This is a genomic window from Klebsiella sp. PK18, assembly GCF_057784655.1.
The window spans coordinates 4,130,230-4,144,790 of record NZ_CM173493.1 but is presented as its reverse complement, the minus strand read 5'-3'; the positions used below and the strand labels follow the sequence as shown (position 1 = coordinate 4,144,790).

Genomic DNA, 14,561 nt, shown 5'->3' with positions numbered 1-14,561 from the left:
CTTGGAGTGAATCCAGGATCGTTAAGATTGTGCTCTGGTGTCTTCCCAGAGACAGGCCGCGCGGAAGGGTGACCTGGTTCAATTTATCGAAGCTAGTTTGAAAGCAAGGTTATGAGGAATCCATATGTCTGAACAACAAGCACAAGGTGCCGATGAGGCCATTGACCTTAATAATGAACTGAAAACTCGTCGCGAAAAACTGGCTGCACTGCGTGAGCAGGGCGTAGCCTTCCCCAACGACTTCCGTCGCGATCATACCTCTGACCAATTGCATGCTGAATTCGATGCGAAGGATAACGATGAACTCGCTTCCCTGAACGTTGAAGTTGCGGTGGCTGGCCGGATGATGACCCGCCGCGTGATGGGCAAAGCCTCTTTCGTCACTCTTCAGGACGTCGGCGGCCGCATTCAGCTGTACGTGGCGCGCGATGACCTGCCGGAAGGCGTCTACAACGAACAGTTTAAAAAATGGGACCTCGGCGATATCATCGCCGCCCGCGGCAAGCTGTTCAAAACGCAAACCGGCGAACTCTCTATTCACTGCACCGAGCTGCGTCTGCTGACCAAAGCCCTGCGCCCGCTGCCGGATAAATTCCACGGCCTGCAGGATCAGGAAGTCCGCTATCGCCAGCGCTATCTGGATCTGATCGCCAACGAAGAGTCACGTCATACGTTCCGTATCCGTTCGCAGATCCTCGCGACCATGCGCCAGTTCATGGTGGCTCGTGGCTTTATGGAAGTCGAAACCCCGATGATGCAGGTGATCCCTGGCGGGGCGTCCGCCCGTCCGTTCATCACCCATCACAACGCGCTGGATCTGGATATGTACCTGCGCATCGCGCCGGAACTGTATCTGAAACGTCTGGTGGTCGGCGGTTTTGAACGCGTGTTTGAAATCAACCGCAACTTCCGTAATGAAGGGATCTCGGTACGCCATAACCCAGAGTTCACCATGATGGAACTGTATATGGCGTATGCGGACTACAAAGACCTGATCGAACTGACCGAGTCGCTGTTCCGCACCCTGGCGCAGACGGTGCTGGGCAAAACCGAAGTGCCGTATGGCGACCAGGTGTTTGACTTCGGCAAGCCGTTTGAAAAACTGACCATGCGCGAAGCAATCAAGAAACACCGTCCGGAAACCAACATGGCGGATCTGGATAACTTCGACGCGGCGAAAGCGCTGGCGGAATCTCTCGGTATTCAGGTAGAGAAAAGCTGGGGTCTGGGACGTATCGTCACCGAAATCTTTGACGAAGTGGCGGAAGCGCATCTGATTCAGCCAACCTTCATCACCGAATACCCGGCGGAAGTTTCCCCGCTGGCGCGCCGTAACGACGTCAACCCGGAAATCACTGACCGCTTTGAATTCTTCATTGGCGGCCGCGAAATCGGTAACGGTTTCAGTGAGCTGAACGATGCCGAAGATCAGGCGCAGCGCTTCCAGGATCAGGTGAACGCCAAAGCGGCGGGCGATGACGAAGCGATGTTCTATGACGAAGACTACGTCACCGCCCTGGAGTATGGTTTACCGCCGACCGCGGGTCTGGGTATCGGTATCGACCGCATGGTGATGCTGTTTACCAACAGCCATACCATCCGCGACGTGATCCTCTTCCCGGCCATGCGTCCGCAGAAGTAATCCGTTGCACTCCCTCCCGGCCTGCGCCGGGAGGTCCTCCCTGCATTATCCCCATCCTGTCTTTTGCCCTGCTTTATGAACCGCTAACCGCTATTTATCGGGATGTTTTGCCGTGGCCAGACGCGCGACAATAGTGACCATTTCGCAAGGAGACGCTATGAGCAAATTTGGTATTGCCCTCATGACCGCGGCGGCTATTAGCCTGCTGAGCGGCTGCCAGGCGGCGAAGGAGAAGCATCCGACGCAGGAGGAACTGATCCGCCAGATGCAGCAGCGGGCCGCGGCCCCGGATACGCACACACTGCCGCCGGGCAAAGCCACGCAGGACCAACTGATGCGCTACGCCTTCACGCTCAGAGAGGCGGTTATGGTTCAATTGCCCAACAGCGCGCGCTACCAGGGGAAAATATGCTCCGTGCGGCTGTCGCTTAACCGCAGTGCAAAACTGACCGGACTGCAGCAGGAGGGGGGCGATCCGGCGTTCTGCGCGGTAGTGACCGATGCGGTACTGCGCACGACCTTCCCGCCCTTTGCCAGCGAAGGGGTCTACCAGATCTTTAACCATCCGCTACTGGATTTTAAGCCTTAGCGCACCCGGCTTTCCGCCCCCGCCGGATGGCAGGGGCGGGGAGATTACTGCACTTTTTGCAGGGAGCCGCGCTGGCTGCCGTTTGTCCAGCTGCCGTTAAAGGCGTTGTTGAGGGTAAAGGCTGAGCTTTTCACCCGGAAAGTCAGTTTGCCCTGGCTGGCTTTCGCCGCCTCGACCAGATGACCATGGGTTTTCACCGTTTTAGCGGTGACGGTAATCTCATCAATTTTATCGCCATACTCCGTATAAACATACCAGGTGCCCACCCAGGGGCCGAAGCCGCTGCTGGCCTGCTGCACGGCGGCGGCATTCTCGGCTTTGGTTTTATGAATATCGCAGGTGGTCCCGTCGGTCATCTGCGTGCAGCCGGAACGTTCAAGCTGTTCCCGGTATTTCGCGCTAATGGCGTGGGCCGGCGCGGCGGCGACCAGCGCCAGGGTGAGGGTGGTGAAAAGCCAGGTCTTATTCATCTTATTGTTTCTCATCGCGATAGCGGCGTGCATGGTCATAAAGGTTGATACACATTGGTGCATTCTCCCGGTGGCGTCAGAATAAATATAACCGCAGCCATTCCTGATAAATAACTAGCAGGAAGGAGATGGGTTATTTATTGGTAAAACATCATTACCCTGATTTTATTTATCACTGTACCTTCCCGCTGCATGTCATATTATTGCAGAGAGAATGTTAAGTAATTGATGTTTTAAAAGTGACTATTTGTCACTTACGCAAATAACAGCAGGCCCGGCCTGGGCGCGCGGCTAAAGCCCGCGCCGGTGCGGTGTTGAGTTTTTTTCATATTGCTATCATCATATTTCGAATGAAAGGGATAACCTCTGAAGCGGGTTATTAAGCCAGTAATTTTTAGCCGCAAAATAAGCCGGCGGCAAGCATTATTTCCATTTATTTTTCAGGGTTACCTGAAATAGCGGATATATCGCCAGCACAATGATGGATTTCCATCATTTCTCCGTTTTCATCGTCGGTCGTCGCCTGCTTATAGTGACGCCAGACAAGACCACAGGGTGAAAAGGAGAACAAGATGGCGACAGAGCATCTGCAGTGGGGCGTGAGCCCCCTGTGTTGGACCAACGATGTGCTGGAGGATTTAGGCGGCGATATCCCCCTGGATACCTGCCTGCGCGAGGCGCGGGAGGCGGGCTATCAGGGCATTGAGTTAGGACGGAAATTTCCCCGCCAGGCAGAGACGCTGGGCCCGCTGCTGGCGGCGGCTGACCTGCGCCTGGCGTCCGGCTGGTACAGCGGCTTGCTGGCCGAGCGCAGCGTGGAAGCGGAGCTGGAGGCGGTGCGGGAGCACGCGCAGCTCCTCCGGCAGCTCGGCGCGAGGGTGATGGTTTACGGCGAGTGCGGGCAACTGCCGGGTGAAACCCCGCTTGATGAGCCTATTTCACTCTCGCCGCCGTTAAGCCGTGTCAGCCTGGCGGCGTATTGCCACAAGCTAAATACCTTTGCCGACCTGCTGCTGCGCGACTATGGCCTCCAGCTGGCCTATCACCATCATCTGATGATGCTGGTGGAGCACGATGACGAGCTGGAGCGGTTTCTGTCCCATACCCATGACAACGTCGGGCTGGCGTTTGATACCGGACACGCCTTTGTCGCCGGGGTCGAGATCCCGCGCGTGCTGCAAAAATATGGCCACCGTATCCGCCATCTGCATCTGAAAGACGTCCGTCCGCAGGTGCTGGGGCGTCTGTATCGTGAAAACCTGAGCTTTAACGAGGCGGTGCGCGCCGGGCTGTTTACCATCCCCGGCGACGGCTGCATCGACTATGCGCCGATCCTCGACTTCGTCCGGCGCAGTGACTACCGCGGCTGGCTGATTATCGAAGCCGAGCAGGACCCGGCGATGGCGCCGCCGCTGGCCACCGCCCGCCGCGCCTATGCCTGGCTGGCGCACCATTTATCTTCCCCTTCACCGTCAGAGGAGCACGCAGCATGAGCGCGCGGTTAAATATCGGTCTTATCGGCTCGGGTTTTATGGGTCAGGCACACGCTGACGCGTACCGTCGCGCGGCCATGTTCTATCCCGATCTGCCGAAGCGCCCGCATCTCTACGCGCTGGCGGATCAGGATCAGGCGCTGGCTGAACGCCATGCGGCGAAACTGGGGGCGGAAAAGGCCTACGGCGACTGGCGCGAGCTGGTAAACGATCCGCAGGTTGATGTGGTGGATATCACCTCGCCGAACCATCTGCACTACACAATGGCGATGGCGGCGATCGCGGCGGGTAAACATGTCTATTGCGAGAAGCCGCTGGCGGTCAACGAGCAGCAGGCGCAGGAGATGGCGCAGGCGGCACGGCGCGCGGGGGTGAAGACCATGGTGGCCTTTAACAACATCAAAACGCCGGCGGCACTGCTGGCAAAGCAGATTATCGCCCGGGGCGATATTGGCGAACCGGTGCGCTTTCGCGGCACCTTTGATCAGGGGTTTTATAACGACCCTAACCTGCCCTGGTCCTGGCGCTGCTCGAAAACCCTCGGCGGCAGCGGGGCGCTTGGCGACCTTGGCGCCCATACCCTGTCGGTCGCCCAGTTTTTGCTGGGCGGGATCCGCGAAGTGACCGCCAGCGCGCAAACCTGCCTGCGCCAGCGTCCGGTGCCGCAGCGCGATGCCGGGTATGCCAGCCGGGTCGCGGCCGATGCCGAGTGGCGGGAAGTAGAAAATGACGATCAGGTTCAGTGCCTGGTCAATTTCGACAGCGGCGCGGCGGGAGTGATTGAGGCCTCGCGCATCGCCGCCGGGCGGATCTTCGGCGTGTTCTGGGAGGTTTCCGGCACCGAAGGAACGCTGTATATGGACGGGGAGCGCTTTAACGAACTGCAGGTATATCGCTTCAACGATGATAAACAGGACCGCGGCTTTAAGACGCTGTATGCCGGGAGCCAGATCCCGGCCTATGCCGGCTTCTTCGGCTTCGATTTTGGCGGCGGTGGGCTGGGCTATTTTGACGTCAAGGTGATCGAAGTGCATGACCTGGTGCAGGGGATTTGCGGGGAGGGCGACTGCTATCCCAACTTCGAATTTGGTTTGCAGAATCAGCGCGTGCTGTCGGCGATTGAAGCCTCGATGGTCAGCCGCCGCTGGGTGAACGTGGTTAAAGACTAAGGAGCCGCTATGTTTCCCTCACACTTACCGATCCCGCGCCACCCGGCGGCGCAGAGCATTCCCTCCCTGCGCTGGGGCATTATCGGTCCCGGCTGGATCGCCGAGCGCTTTGTGCACTCATTGAAAACCTACAGCCGGCAGCAGGTGGTGGCGGTGGCCTCCCGCAGCCAGGCGAAGGCCGAGCGGGTGGCCGCGGAATGGGGGATCCCCCAGGCTTACGGCCAGGTGGAGGAGATGCTGGCGCGCCCGGATATTGATGCGGTGTACATTGCGACGCCGCACAACCATCACTTTCCCGACGGCATGCAGGCGCTGAAGGCGGGTAAACACGTGCTGATTGAGAAGCCCTTCGCGCTCAACCTCGGCGAAGGGCGTGAGCTGCAGGCCGAAGCCGCCCGCCAGGGGAAGCTGGCGCTGGAGGCAATGTGGTGCGATTACGCGCCGAAATATGATGTGATCCGCCAGCTGCTGGAGGATGGGGCGCTCGGCGACCTGCATACCCTGCTGGCCGATCACGGCGAGTATTTCACCCCCGACCACCGCATCTTCAATGCCGACCTTGCCGGCGGGCCGATGATGGACCTCGGCAGCTATTTGACCTCGTTTGCGCTGATGGTGGGCGGCATGCCGCAGGAGATTGTCGCCCGCGGCAGCGCCACGGCGGAGGGGCTTAACGGTCAGACGTCGATGCTGTTTAGCTGGCAGAACGGGATGCAGGGGTTGTTAAACACGACGTTGTTCAGCAACACGCCGGGCGGGGCGGTGGTGGCCGGACGCCAGGCGACCCTGACGATCGACGGTCAGTTTTACGCCCCCGGCGGCTTTACGCTCGCCGCCAGCCAGGGCGGGCAGGTGCTGCGCTGGGAAGAGCCGCGCAATCGCTACGACCAGCTGTTCTGGCAGGCGGAGCATTTTGCCTGGTGCATCGGGCAGGGGCTGCAGGACTCGCCGCTGCGGCCGCTCAGTCGGGTGCTGCAGAATCTGCAGGTGATGGATGAAGTGCGGCGCCAGGTGGGCGCGGTGTTTAACGAAGAACGGTAAGGAGCCGGCCGGGCTTTGGTTTGCAGATAGCGCGAGCGTGTCTGCCATTGCCCGGCACCAGGACGCGTACGATGCCGGATGTCTGTTGCCCGGCGGCGCTGCGCTTGCGCGGGCCTACGATTTTACTGCAACCGTTTGATATTAAAGCGGATTAATGCCTGTGTTATGTAGGCCGGGCAAGGCGTCGCCGCCGCCCGGCATAAAGGCTGGTACAGCGCCTGATGGCGGTTGCCACGCAACCACTCAGCGACAGTCGTCGACGGCGACAAACTGGCCATGCTGCAGGGACTGAACCGCCGCTTCGGCAATGGCCTGCGCCTGCAGGCCGTCCAGCAGGCCGGGCAGATCGGCCACGGTTTCACCATTCAGGGCGCGAATAAAGGCGTCAAGATGCTGGTAATAAGATCCCTGTACCCGGCTGAACCAGTCCGGCCACAGGCCCGGCTCAATGCGCTGATTGCCGCGCCACAGGGTAGGGCCCGCCGGCGACTGGCTACCGGACTCCAGCGCGCCTTCGGCGCCCAGCAGCGTGATCCGTTCATCATACCCGTGGCCGGTGCGGCGGGTGTTGTCCAGCTGCGCCAGCGCGCCGCCGCGCATCTGCATCATCAGGATGGAGGTGTCGACATCGCCAAATTCGGCAATGTCCGGCAGGGCCAGCGCCGCGCCCATCGCCGCCACGGTACGCACTTCATCGCCAGTGAGAAAGCGCAGGAGATCGAAGAAGTGGATCGCCTGATCGCGCATCTGGCCGCCGGAGCTGCGCAGATAGTCGAGCGGCGGCATGGTGGAGGCGCGGCAGACCATCTGCACCAGCTCGACCCGGCCGATCAGCCCTTGCTCCAGCTGGCGGCGGAGCTGCTGATGGCTGCTGTCGAAGCGCCGGTTAAAGCCGACAGTCACCGGCACGTTCAGGGGGAGCACTCGCTCCACCACCTCACGGGCGCGCGCCAGGGAGAGGTCGATCGGTTTTTCGCAATAGACCGCCTTGCCCGCCCGGGCGGCGGCTTCCAGCAGTTCGGCATGCGACGGGGTTGAACTGGCGATCAGCACCGCGTCGATGGCGTCGCTATGGATCGCCTCGCTCACTGTCACCGCCCGGGCGCCATAGCGGGCGGCCAGCGCCTGGGCGCGCTCCGGGGCGGCATCGGCCACCATCGTCAGCGCACTTCCTTCATGACGGGCAAGACTGGCGGCATGAACCTGACCGATAAAACCACTGCCTACCAGGGCAAAACGTTTGCAGATCATTTTTTTCTCCAGAATGGCGAGGGGACGTTGCCACCATAATCGGTTTGCTAAACTCACTGACACTGCCGTTTTGATGGATTTCCATCATGAAGAGAGGGGCGATGAAAAACATTTCACTGGCGATGCTGGCCAGACAGATTGGCGTCGGCGTGGCCACCGTTGACCGGGTGCTGAACGAACGCGGCGGCGTATCGCCGCAGACCACCCGCAAAGTGCTGCAGGCGGCGCGCGAGGCGGGGCTGAAGCGGATCCTGCCGGAGGAGCACCGCTTTCCCTGGCAGGTTGAGGTCTTTCTCAGCAGCAATGACTCGTTCTTCTTTCCCCAGCTGGCGCAGGATTTTGCCGCCGTGGCGGATAGCCTCGGCTATCGCCGTCTGACCCTGCACCGCACCTTTGTCCCGGAGTCGCAGCCGACGACCCTGGCCCGGCGCATTGTGCGCAGCTGCCAGCAGCGTCAGGGGATCATCGTCTTCGGCAATGACCATCCCGCAGTGCACGACGCGCTACGCCGCTGCCGGGAGGCGGGTGTCCCGGCGATCACCCTGGCGACGGACCTGCCCGGCGCCGACCGACTCTGCCACGTGGGGATCAATCAGCTGCAGGCTGGCCGCACGGCGGGGTTAATGCTGGGGAGGATGACGCCGCGGCCCGGCGAGGTGCTGATGGTCAGCGGCCGGCAAGATTACAGCGCGCATCGCCTGCGCATTCAGGGGTTTCGCGAGGTGCTGAGCCAGCGCTTTCCCCACCTGCAGCTCAGCGACGTGCTGGCGGGTGAGGAGCGGCGGGAGCAGATCACCCGCCTGCTGGAACAGGCCCTGTGCCGCAGCCGGAATATTGTTGGGATCTATAACACCGGGCTTGGCAATACCCAGATTGCCGAGGCGCTGGCCCGCCACCGCCGCGAAGGCGACGTCTGCTGGATCACCCATGAGCGTTACAACACCACCCGGCAGCAGCTGGCGAAGGGGAGTCTGGCGTTAACGCTCGATCAGAACACCCGCCAACACGCCCAGCTGGCGATCGACCTGATGCTGCGCCATCTGGAGTCCGGCTACCAGCCGCAAACCTATGCCGACGGTAAAGTCGACTTTATCCTCTACAGCGCCGAAAACGTCGACTGAGTCGGTCGGCGTATCCCCTCCTGACCGCATGACTATCCCTGGCGGGTAAATACCCGCCTGGCGGGGAAGCGATCGCGTCAAAGCGTTGTCTGCCTCTCATTTTTCGCTCATTTATGCGGCAATGTTAGATGTCTGTCAAAATTCTGTTACTGCATAGTTTTAAAATTTTCATTTCAGTTATTTACTTATAAAAGTTTCAAATGTCTTGTTAATGAAATAAACGGTCTGAAATCCAGGTTGTGGCGTAAATGGACTAACGTTTCAAAAAAGTGATGAAAAAACAGCCGTAATTTGTGATTTAGATCACGATGGCGTGCGAGAGGTGCCGCAGCGTCGTCGATATCACAGCAGACATTTGCCGCAACGTAACTGAAATTAATTTTTCATTTTGTTTCATTCACCGGCGTACCTACAAAATCAAGGATCAACTATGAATATTAAGAAAACGATTGTTGCCTCTTTGTTAGCCTGCATGCTGCCTGCGGTGGTTATGGCAAAAGACGTCTCTATTGGCGTCTCCATGGCGCTGTTTGACGATAACTTCCTGACGATCCTGCGGACCTCGATGCAAAAAGAGATGAAAAAAGACGGCGTTAAATCGCAGATCGAGGACGCAAAAGGGGATGTCTCCCAGCAGCTGCAGCAGGTGCAAAACTTTATCGGTCAGGGGGTGGATGCCATTATCGTCAACCCGGTGGATACCAATGCGGTGAAACCGATTATGGATCAGGCCACCAAAGCCGGGATCCCGCTGGTGTTTGTGAACCGCCGTCCGCAGGCGGAGCTGACCGACAAGATGGCCTATGTGGGGTCGGATTCCATTCTCGCCGGCCGTCTGCAGATGGAAGCGCTGGCGAAAGCGATGAACGGTAAGGGCAATGTGGCGATCCTGCTCGGCGACCTGGCGAATGAGTCCACCCGCGATCGTACCAAAGGGGTGGAAGAGGTGGTGGCGAAATACCCGAACATCAAAATCGTCCAGAAGCAGACCGCGAAATTTACCCGCAATGACGCCGTGGACGTGGTCAGCAACTGGATGACCAGCGGTGAGGATATCCAGGCCATCGCCTCCAACAACGATGAAATGGCGATCGGCGCCCTGCAGGCTCTGGGCAAAAACCCGAACCATATTCTCATCGCTGGCGTGGATGGCACCCCGGATGCCCTGCAGATGCTGAAGAGCGGCAAGATGATCGCCACCATCTTCCAGGATGCGAAAGGCCAGGGTGAAGGCGCAGTCGACGCGGCCATCAAGCTGGCGAACGGCGAGAAAGTGGAAAAAATCATCGACGTGCCGTATCAGCTGATCACCAAAGAGAACATGGCTGAATTTACTAACCGTAATCAGAAATAGTCTTGGCCAACCCGTGGTACGGAGGTGGATGTATGAACGCTTTTGCACTTGAAGCCGAAGGTATCAGTAAGTTCTTCCCCGGCGTGAAGGCGCTCGATAATGTCTCATTGCGCGTGCGTCCGGGAACGGTGCATGCCCTGATGGGCGAGAACGGCGCCGGCAAATCCACGCTGATGAAGTGCCTGATCGGTATCTATCGCCCCGATAAAGGGTCGATTCGCGTGAAAGGGGAGCCGGTGGAGTTTACCGACACCATGGATGCGCTGCGCTCGGGGATCTCGATGATCCACCAGGAGCTCAATCTGGTGCCACATATGACGGTGGCGGAGAATATCTGGCTGGGGCGCGAGCCGATGAAGTACGGCTTTGTCGACCACGGCCAGCTGACCCGCCAGACCCAGGCGCTGCTGGACAAGCTTAATATCCGCTTAACCGCCGACCGGCTGGTGGGCGACCTGAGCATCGCCGCCCAGCAGATGGTGGAGATTGCCAAAGCGGTCTCGTGGAACGCGGATATCGTGATCATGGATGAGCCCACCTCGGCGCTGACCGAAGGCGAGGTGGCTCACCTGTTCACCATCATCCGCGACCTGCGCGCCCAGGGTAAAGCGATCATCTATATCAGCCACAAAATGGATGAGATCTTTGCCATTACCGATGAGATCAGCGTGTTTCGCGACGGCACCTGGGTGGGGAGCAAAAACACCACCGAATTTACCCGCCAGTCGCTGATCACCCAGATGGTGGGCCGCGAATTAACCCAGCTGTTTCCGAAATTTAATAACACCATCGGCGAAGAGGTGCTGACGGTGCGCAACCTGACGCGCCAGGGCGTGTTCCATGACGTCAGCTTTACTGTACGCCGCGGTGAAATCCTTGGCGTGGCCGGGCTGGTGGGCGCCGGGCGCAGCGAGGTGATGGAAAGCCTGTTCGGTATGGAGCGCTTCGACAGCGGCGAAGTGCTGATCGACGGGGCGCCGGTGACCATTGATTCCCCCTCCGTGGCGATTGAAAAGGGGATGGCGTTATTAACCGAAGACCGCAAAAAGTCGGGCCTGTTTCTGGTGCTGTCGGTGCTGGAAAATATGAGTATCGTCAAAATGCCGGAATATATCGGCAAGAGCGGTTTTGTCCAGCACGTGAAAATGGCCGAAGACTGCATGGAGCAAATTCGCCGGCTCAATATTAAAACGCCGACGATGGATCAAATTATTAATAACCTCAGCGGGGGGAATCAGCAAAAAGTCCTGATTGCGCGCTGGCTGTTAGCGCAACCGAAAATCTTAATTCTCGATGAGCCGACCCGCGGTATCGACGTCGGGGCGAAGGCGGAGATTTATCATCTGATCAGTGAACTGGCGAATCGGGGGGTGGCGGTCATTATGGTCTCCTCTGAGCTGCCGGAAATCCTTGGCATGAGTGATCGGGTTATGGTGATGCATGAAGGCCGTATCACCGGCATCCTGGAAAAAGACGAAGCCGACCAGGAAACCATTTTGTCGTTGGCATCCCATTGAGGCACAGAGAATGAGTAATATGAAATTAACGGCGGCTCCGGCCAGCGAGGGTTCCTCCTTCTTCGCTAATTTGCGGCATAAAATGCCGAAAGATACCGGCATCTTTGTGGTGATGCTGGTGATTGCCCTGACCTTTGAAATTGCCGGCTGGTATGTTCGCGACCAGTCGTTCCTGCTCAATACCAACCGCCTGGTGCTGATTGTGCTGCAGGTGGCGATCATCGGCATCATCGCCGTCGGCGTCACCCAGGTGATCATCACCACCGGGATTGACCTCTCCTCCGGCTCGGTTATCGCCCTTGCGGCGGTGGTGGCGGCGAGCCTGGCGCAAACTTCCGACAGCCTGTCGCCGATGTTCCCGGCGCTGGTCAACCTGCCAGCGGTGATCCCCATTTGCGCGGGGATCGGCGTCGGCCTGCTGTGCGGGCTGACCAACGGTTTCCTGGTGACGCGGACCGGTATTCCGCCGTTTATCGCCACCCTCGGGATGATGGTTTCGGCGCGCGGTCTGGCGCAGTATTACACCCAGGGCAACCCGATCAGCTTCCTCTCCGACAGCTTTACGGCGATAGGTCAGGGGGCGATGCCGGTGATTATCTTCTTCGTGATCGCCGCCGTGTTTCACATTGCGCTGAAGCATACCCGTTATGGCAAATATGTGTATGCCATCGGCGGCAACATGACCTCGGCCAAAGTGTCCGGCATCAATGTGAATAAGTACCTGGTGATTGTCTACACCATCGCCGGGGCGCTCTCCGGGCTGGCGGGAGTGGTGCTGGCGGCGCGCGTCAGCAGCGGCCAGTCGAGCATGGGGATGTCCTACGAGCTGGACGCGATTGCCGCCGCGGTGATCGGCGGCAGCAGCTTAATGGGCGGGGTGGGGCGCATTACCGGCACCCTGATTGGCGCGATGATCCTTGGTCTGATCAAAAGCGGTTTTACCTTTGTCGGCGTCGATGCCTACGTGCAGGATATTATTAAGGGCATCATTATTGTCGCCGCGGTGACCATCGACATGCGTCGCAACCGGAAAAAACACTAATCTTATCAACGGGCGGCAGCGGCGAAGGATGTCGTTGCCGCCCGTCCTGTCCAGAAATAAACAAAATACGCCCCGCCAGGCGCGGCCTGTCTGTTTTGCCCACGCGGCTCATCCTGTACAGTTTTGCCACTTCCGTTGTCCATTCGTCAGGGGGCCCATGCGTGGCCTCCGGTTTCTGGAGTCGTATGAATACACCATCCGTCGTCAAATCCTCGCCGCTCTGGCGACCGGCAAGCAGAGGCATTATCGTCACGCTGATCGCCGGACTGGCGATCCTGGCGCTCGGTCAGGGCGTGAATTTGCCGGCCAGAGAGGTTTACCGTGAGATGCAGACCCGCCAGCTGGAGGAGGATGCGCAGTGGGTGGCGCAACGCCTTGAGCGGCGAATGAACACGCCGGCGCCGCAGCGGGAAGCCGCCTGGCCGTTGGCGGCGATGCGCGCCGAACTCCATACCCTCGCCCGGCAGCGGCATTATCGGCTGCTGCTGGTGAATGGCGACGGGCATCTGCTGGCGGCGTCGCATGCGCTGCCGGCCAGCGTACTGGCCCAGGTGCAGGCGCAGTTCCCCAGGGAGATGCAGCCGCCGCTGTTCGGCAGCCACTACCAGACTATCCAGCCTTTCGCCCCGCACCAGCGGATGTTAACCCGCGCGCTGAACGGCGAGGCGGGGCTAACGGGCTGGAATCTGGTGGTGCTGGCGCCGGACGGCGGATTGCCCTCGTTACTGATGGCTTACCGCTGGCCGGTGACGATCGGCCTGGGCATGCTGTTTGCCGGTGCGCTGCTGGCGGTGAGGCAGGCAGCGCGCGCCCGGCGAAAACGCTAATTGCCGACGGCGCCGTCAGGGATGGCGAAACTGCAGGGTGGCGGGGAGGTAGCGCTGGAGCGGCTCCGGCGCCTGGCCGTCGATCAGCTGGCTGAGCAGATCGTAGCAGTGCCAGGCCAGCTGGCGATTATCCTGCTGCACGGTATCAATGCGCAGGGAAAGCGAATCATACAGGTAGTGATCGTCGAAGCTGGCGAGATGAATATTGGAGTCCAGCAGATGATGCTGGCTCATGTAGCGCAGGACCCCTTCGAGCAGTCCGCAGGCCGCGGTAAATAAGGCCTTCGGCGGACGTCCCAGCCGCGCGCAGAGCGCCGCGAACATCTCATACCCGGAGCTGGGGTGGTAGTTACCGTTGATCACCCACTCAGGGCGCAGCGTGACCCCCGCCTGAGCCAGGCCTTGCGTGAATCCCGCCAGCCGGTCGCGCGACGGCGACAGCCGCGGCTGGCCGCCGAGAAACCAGAACTCGTCCGCATGCTGAGGCGCAATGCGGGAGATCAGCTCGGCGGTTGGCGTCACCGAGTCGGTCATCACCAGCGGCAGGGCGCTGTCGCTGGGGGAGCGGTCAAACAGCACCACCGGCAGCTGTTCGCTGAGCTTCAGGTAGTCGGCATCGCTGTGCATGCACGAGGCGACGATAAGCCCGTCGACCTGGCGGGCAATCATATTATTGACCACCACGCTCTCCTGGCCGGGGTTTTCGTCGGTGCAGGAGATAAGCAGCTGCACGCCAGCTTCCCGGCAGAGCGTCTCAAGCTCATGGGAGAAAACGGCAAACCCGTAGTTGGTGATCTCCGGTACCACCAGGCCAATGGTATGGCTGCGGTTATCGCGCAGCGAGCGCGCATGAATGCTGGGCTGATAGTGCTGCTCGCGGGCGATCGCCAGCACGCGCTCGCGCGTCTCCTGCGCCACGCGCAGCTCTTTGCCACGGCCGTTGAGCACCAGACTGGCGGTCGCTTTGGAGACGCCCGCCAGTTCGGCGATATCTTTGATAGTTACGCGTTTGGTTTTCATCACCACTCAGGAGCCTGAAAGCAAA

12 protein-coding genes and 1 pseudogene are annotated in these 14,561 nt (G+C 59.7%); 10 read left to right on the top strand and 3 right to left on the bottom strand.

The features are described 5' to 3' along the window. Window positions 1-124: 124 nt before the first annotated feature. Both lysS and AC3EMD_RS20150 read left to right on the top strand, forming a co-directional pair. Window positions 125-1,642 (top strand): lysine--tRNA ligase, encoded by a 1,518-nt coding sequence (gene lysS / locus AC3EMD_RS20155; RefSeq protein WP_004202393.1) that lies wholly within the window; start codon window positions 125-127, stop codon window positions 1,640-1,642. A gap of 157 nt (window positions 1,643-1,799) precedes the next feature. After that, window positions 1,800-2,231: a cell envelope integrity TolA C-terminal domain-containing protein gene (locus tag AC3EMD_RS20150; RefSeq protein ID WP_012968783.1), complete on the top strand. Its 432-nt coding sequence runs from the start codon at window positions 1,800-1,802 to the stop codon at window positions 2,229-2,231. Between the two features lie 44 nt (window positions 2,232-2,275). Here AC3EMD_RS20150 and AC3EMD_RS20145 read toward each other — a convergent pair whose 3' ends face one another. Next, complete coding sequence (locus tag AC3EMD_RS20145) at window positions 2,276-2,701, bottom strand: hypothetical protein (RefSeq protein ID WP_302073664.1); 426 nt, start codon at window positions 2,699-2,701, stop codon at window positions 2,276-2,278. Between the two features lie 572 nt (window positions 2,702-3,273). On the opposite strand from AC3EMD_RS20145, the gene iolE reads away from it, so the two are divergent. From iolE to AC3EMD_RS20130, 3 genes are read left to right on the top strand one after another with little or no spacing between them, the layout of a single operon-like run. After that, window positions 3,274-4,194: a myo-inosose-2 dehydratase gene (iolE, locus tag AC3EMD_RS20140; protein WP_008805488.1), complete on the top strand. Its 921-nt coding sequence runs from the start codon at window positions 3,274-3,276 to the stop codon at window positions 4,192-4,194. Then, a complete protein-coding gene (locus AC3EMD_RS20135; RefSeq protein WP_117108508.1) occupies window positions 4,191-5,363 on the top strand; it encodes a Gfo/Idh/MocA family protein in 1,173 nt (390 codons plus the stop codon). The genes iolE and AC3EMD_RS20135 overlap by 4 nt, the downstream gene beginning before the upstream one ends. A gap of 9 nt (window positions 5,364-5,372) precedes the next feature. Continuing rightward, a complete protein-coding gene (locus tag AC3EMD_RS20130; RefSeq protein WP_064170801.1) occupies window positions 5,373-6,404 on the top strand; it encodes a Gfo/Idh/MocA family protein in 1,032 nt (343 codons plus the stop codon). A 243-nt stretch (window positions 6,405-6,647) separates the two neighbouring features. On the opposite strand, the gene AC3EMD_RS20125 is transcribed toward AC3EMD_RS20130, so the two are convergent. Then, window positions 6,648-7,655, bottom strand: a complete 1,008-nt coding sequence (locus tag AC3EMD_RS20125) for a Gfo/Idh/MocA family oxidoreductase (protein ID WP_012542555.1) — start codon at window positions 7,653-7,655, stop codon at window positions 6,648-6,650. 101 nt (window positions 7,656-7,756) lie between these two features. On the opposite strand from AC3EMD_RS20125, the gene AC3EMD_RS20120 reads away from it, so the two are divergent. The 5 genes and pseudogenes from AC3EMD_RS20120 (at window position 7,757) to AC3EMD_RS20100 (ending at window position 13,484) form a co-directional block, all read left to right on the top strand. Further along, window positions 7,757-8,776, top strand: coding sequence for a LacI family DNA-binding transcriptional regulator (locus AC3EMD_RS20120; protein WP_032701031.1), 1,020 nt, complete (start codon window positions 7,757-7,759; stop codon window positions 8,774-8,776). 430 nt (window positions 8,777-9,206) lie between these two features. After that, window positions 9,207-10,130, top strand: a complete 924-nt coding sequence (locus tag AC3EMD_RS20115) for a sugar ABC transporter substrate-binding protein (RefSeq protein ID WP_002892597.1) — start codon at window positions 9,207-9,209, stop codon at window positions 10,128-10,130. A 32-nt stretch (window positions 10,131-10,162) separates the two neighbouring features. Beyond that, window positions 10,163-11,647 carry a sugar ABC transporter ATP-binding protein gene (locus AC3EMD_RS20110; protein WP_004202401.1) on the top strand — a complete coding sequence of 495 codons (1,485 nt, stop codon included), beginning with the start codon at window positions 10,163-10,165 and terminating at the stop codon, window positions 11,645-11,647. A 19-nt stretch (window positions 11,648-11,666) separates the two neighbouring features. After that, window positions 11,667-12,689, top strand: a complete 1,023-nt coding sequence (locus AC3EMD_RS20105; protein ID WP_004152946.1) for an ABC transporter permease — start codon at window positions 11,667-11,669, stop codon at window positions 12,687-12,689. Window positions 12,690-12,874: 185 nt separating this feature from the next. Next, window positions 12,875-13,484, top strand: a pseudogene (locus tag AC3EMD_RS20100) (hypothetical protein). 47 nt (window positions 13,485-13,531) lie between these two features. On the opposite strand, the gene AC3EMD_RS20095 reads toward AC3EMD_RS20100, so the two are convergent. Beyond that, window positions 13,532-14,542: a LacI family DNA-binding transcriptional regulator gene (locus AC3EMD_RS20095; RefSeq protein ID WP_162494424.1), complete on the bottom strand. Its 1,011-nt coding sequence runs from the start codon at window positions 14,540-14,542 to the stop codon at window positions 13,532-13,534. Between the last annotated feature and the right edge of the window lie 19 nt (window positions 14,543-14,561).

Coding starts and splice junctions, on each gene's coding strand:
- lysS (WP_004202393.1), top strand. CDS start 125: ATGTCTGAACAACAAGCACAAGGTGCCGATGAGGCCATTGACCTTAAT.
- AC3EMD_RS20150 (WP_012968783.1), top strand. CDS start 1,800: ATGAGCAAATTTGGTATTGCCCTCATGACCGCGGCGGCTATTAGCCTG.
- AC3EMD_RS20145 (WP_302073664.1), bottom strand. CDS start 2,701: ATGAATAAGACCTGGCTTTTCACCACCCTCACCCTGGCGCTGGTCGCC.
- iolE (WP_008805488.1), top strand. CDS start 3,274: ATGGCGACAGAGCATCTGCAGTGGGGCGTGAGCCCCCTGTGTTGGACC.
- AC3EMD_RS20135 (WP_117108508.1), top strand. CDS start 4,191: ATGAGCGCGCGGTTAAATATCGGTCTTATCGGCTCGGGTTTTATGGGT.
- AC3EMD_RS20130 (WP_064170801.1), top strand. CDS start 5,373: ATGTTTCCCTCACACTTACCGATCCCGCGCCACCCGGCGGCGCAGAGC.
- AC3EMD_RS20125 (WP_012542555.1), bottom strand. CDS start 7,655: ATGATCTGCAAACGTTTTGCCCTGGTAGGCAGTGGTTTTATCGGTCAG.
- AC3EMD_RS20120 (WP_032701031.1), top strand. CDS start 7,757: ATGAAAAACATTTCACTGGCGATGCTGGCCAGACAGATTGGCGTCGGC.
- AC3EMD_RS20115 (WP_002892597.1), top strand. CDS start 9,207: ATGAATATTAAGAAAACGATTGTTGCCTCTTTGTTAGCCTGCATGCTG.
- AC3EMD_RS20110 (WP_004202401.1), top strand. CDS start 10,163: ATGAACGCTTTTGCACTTGAAGCCGAAGGTATCAGTAAGTTCTTCCCC.
- AC3EMD_RS20105 (WP_004152946.1), top strand. CDS start 11,667: ATGAAATTAACGGCGGCTCCGGCCAGCGAGGGTTCCTCCTTCTTCGCT.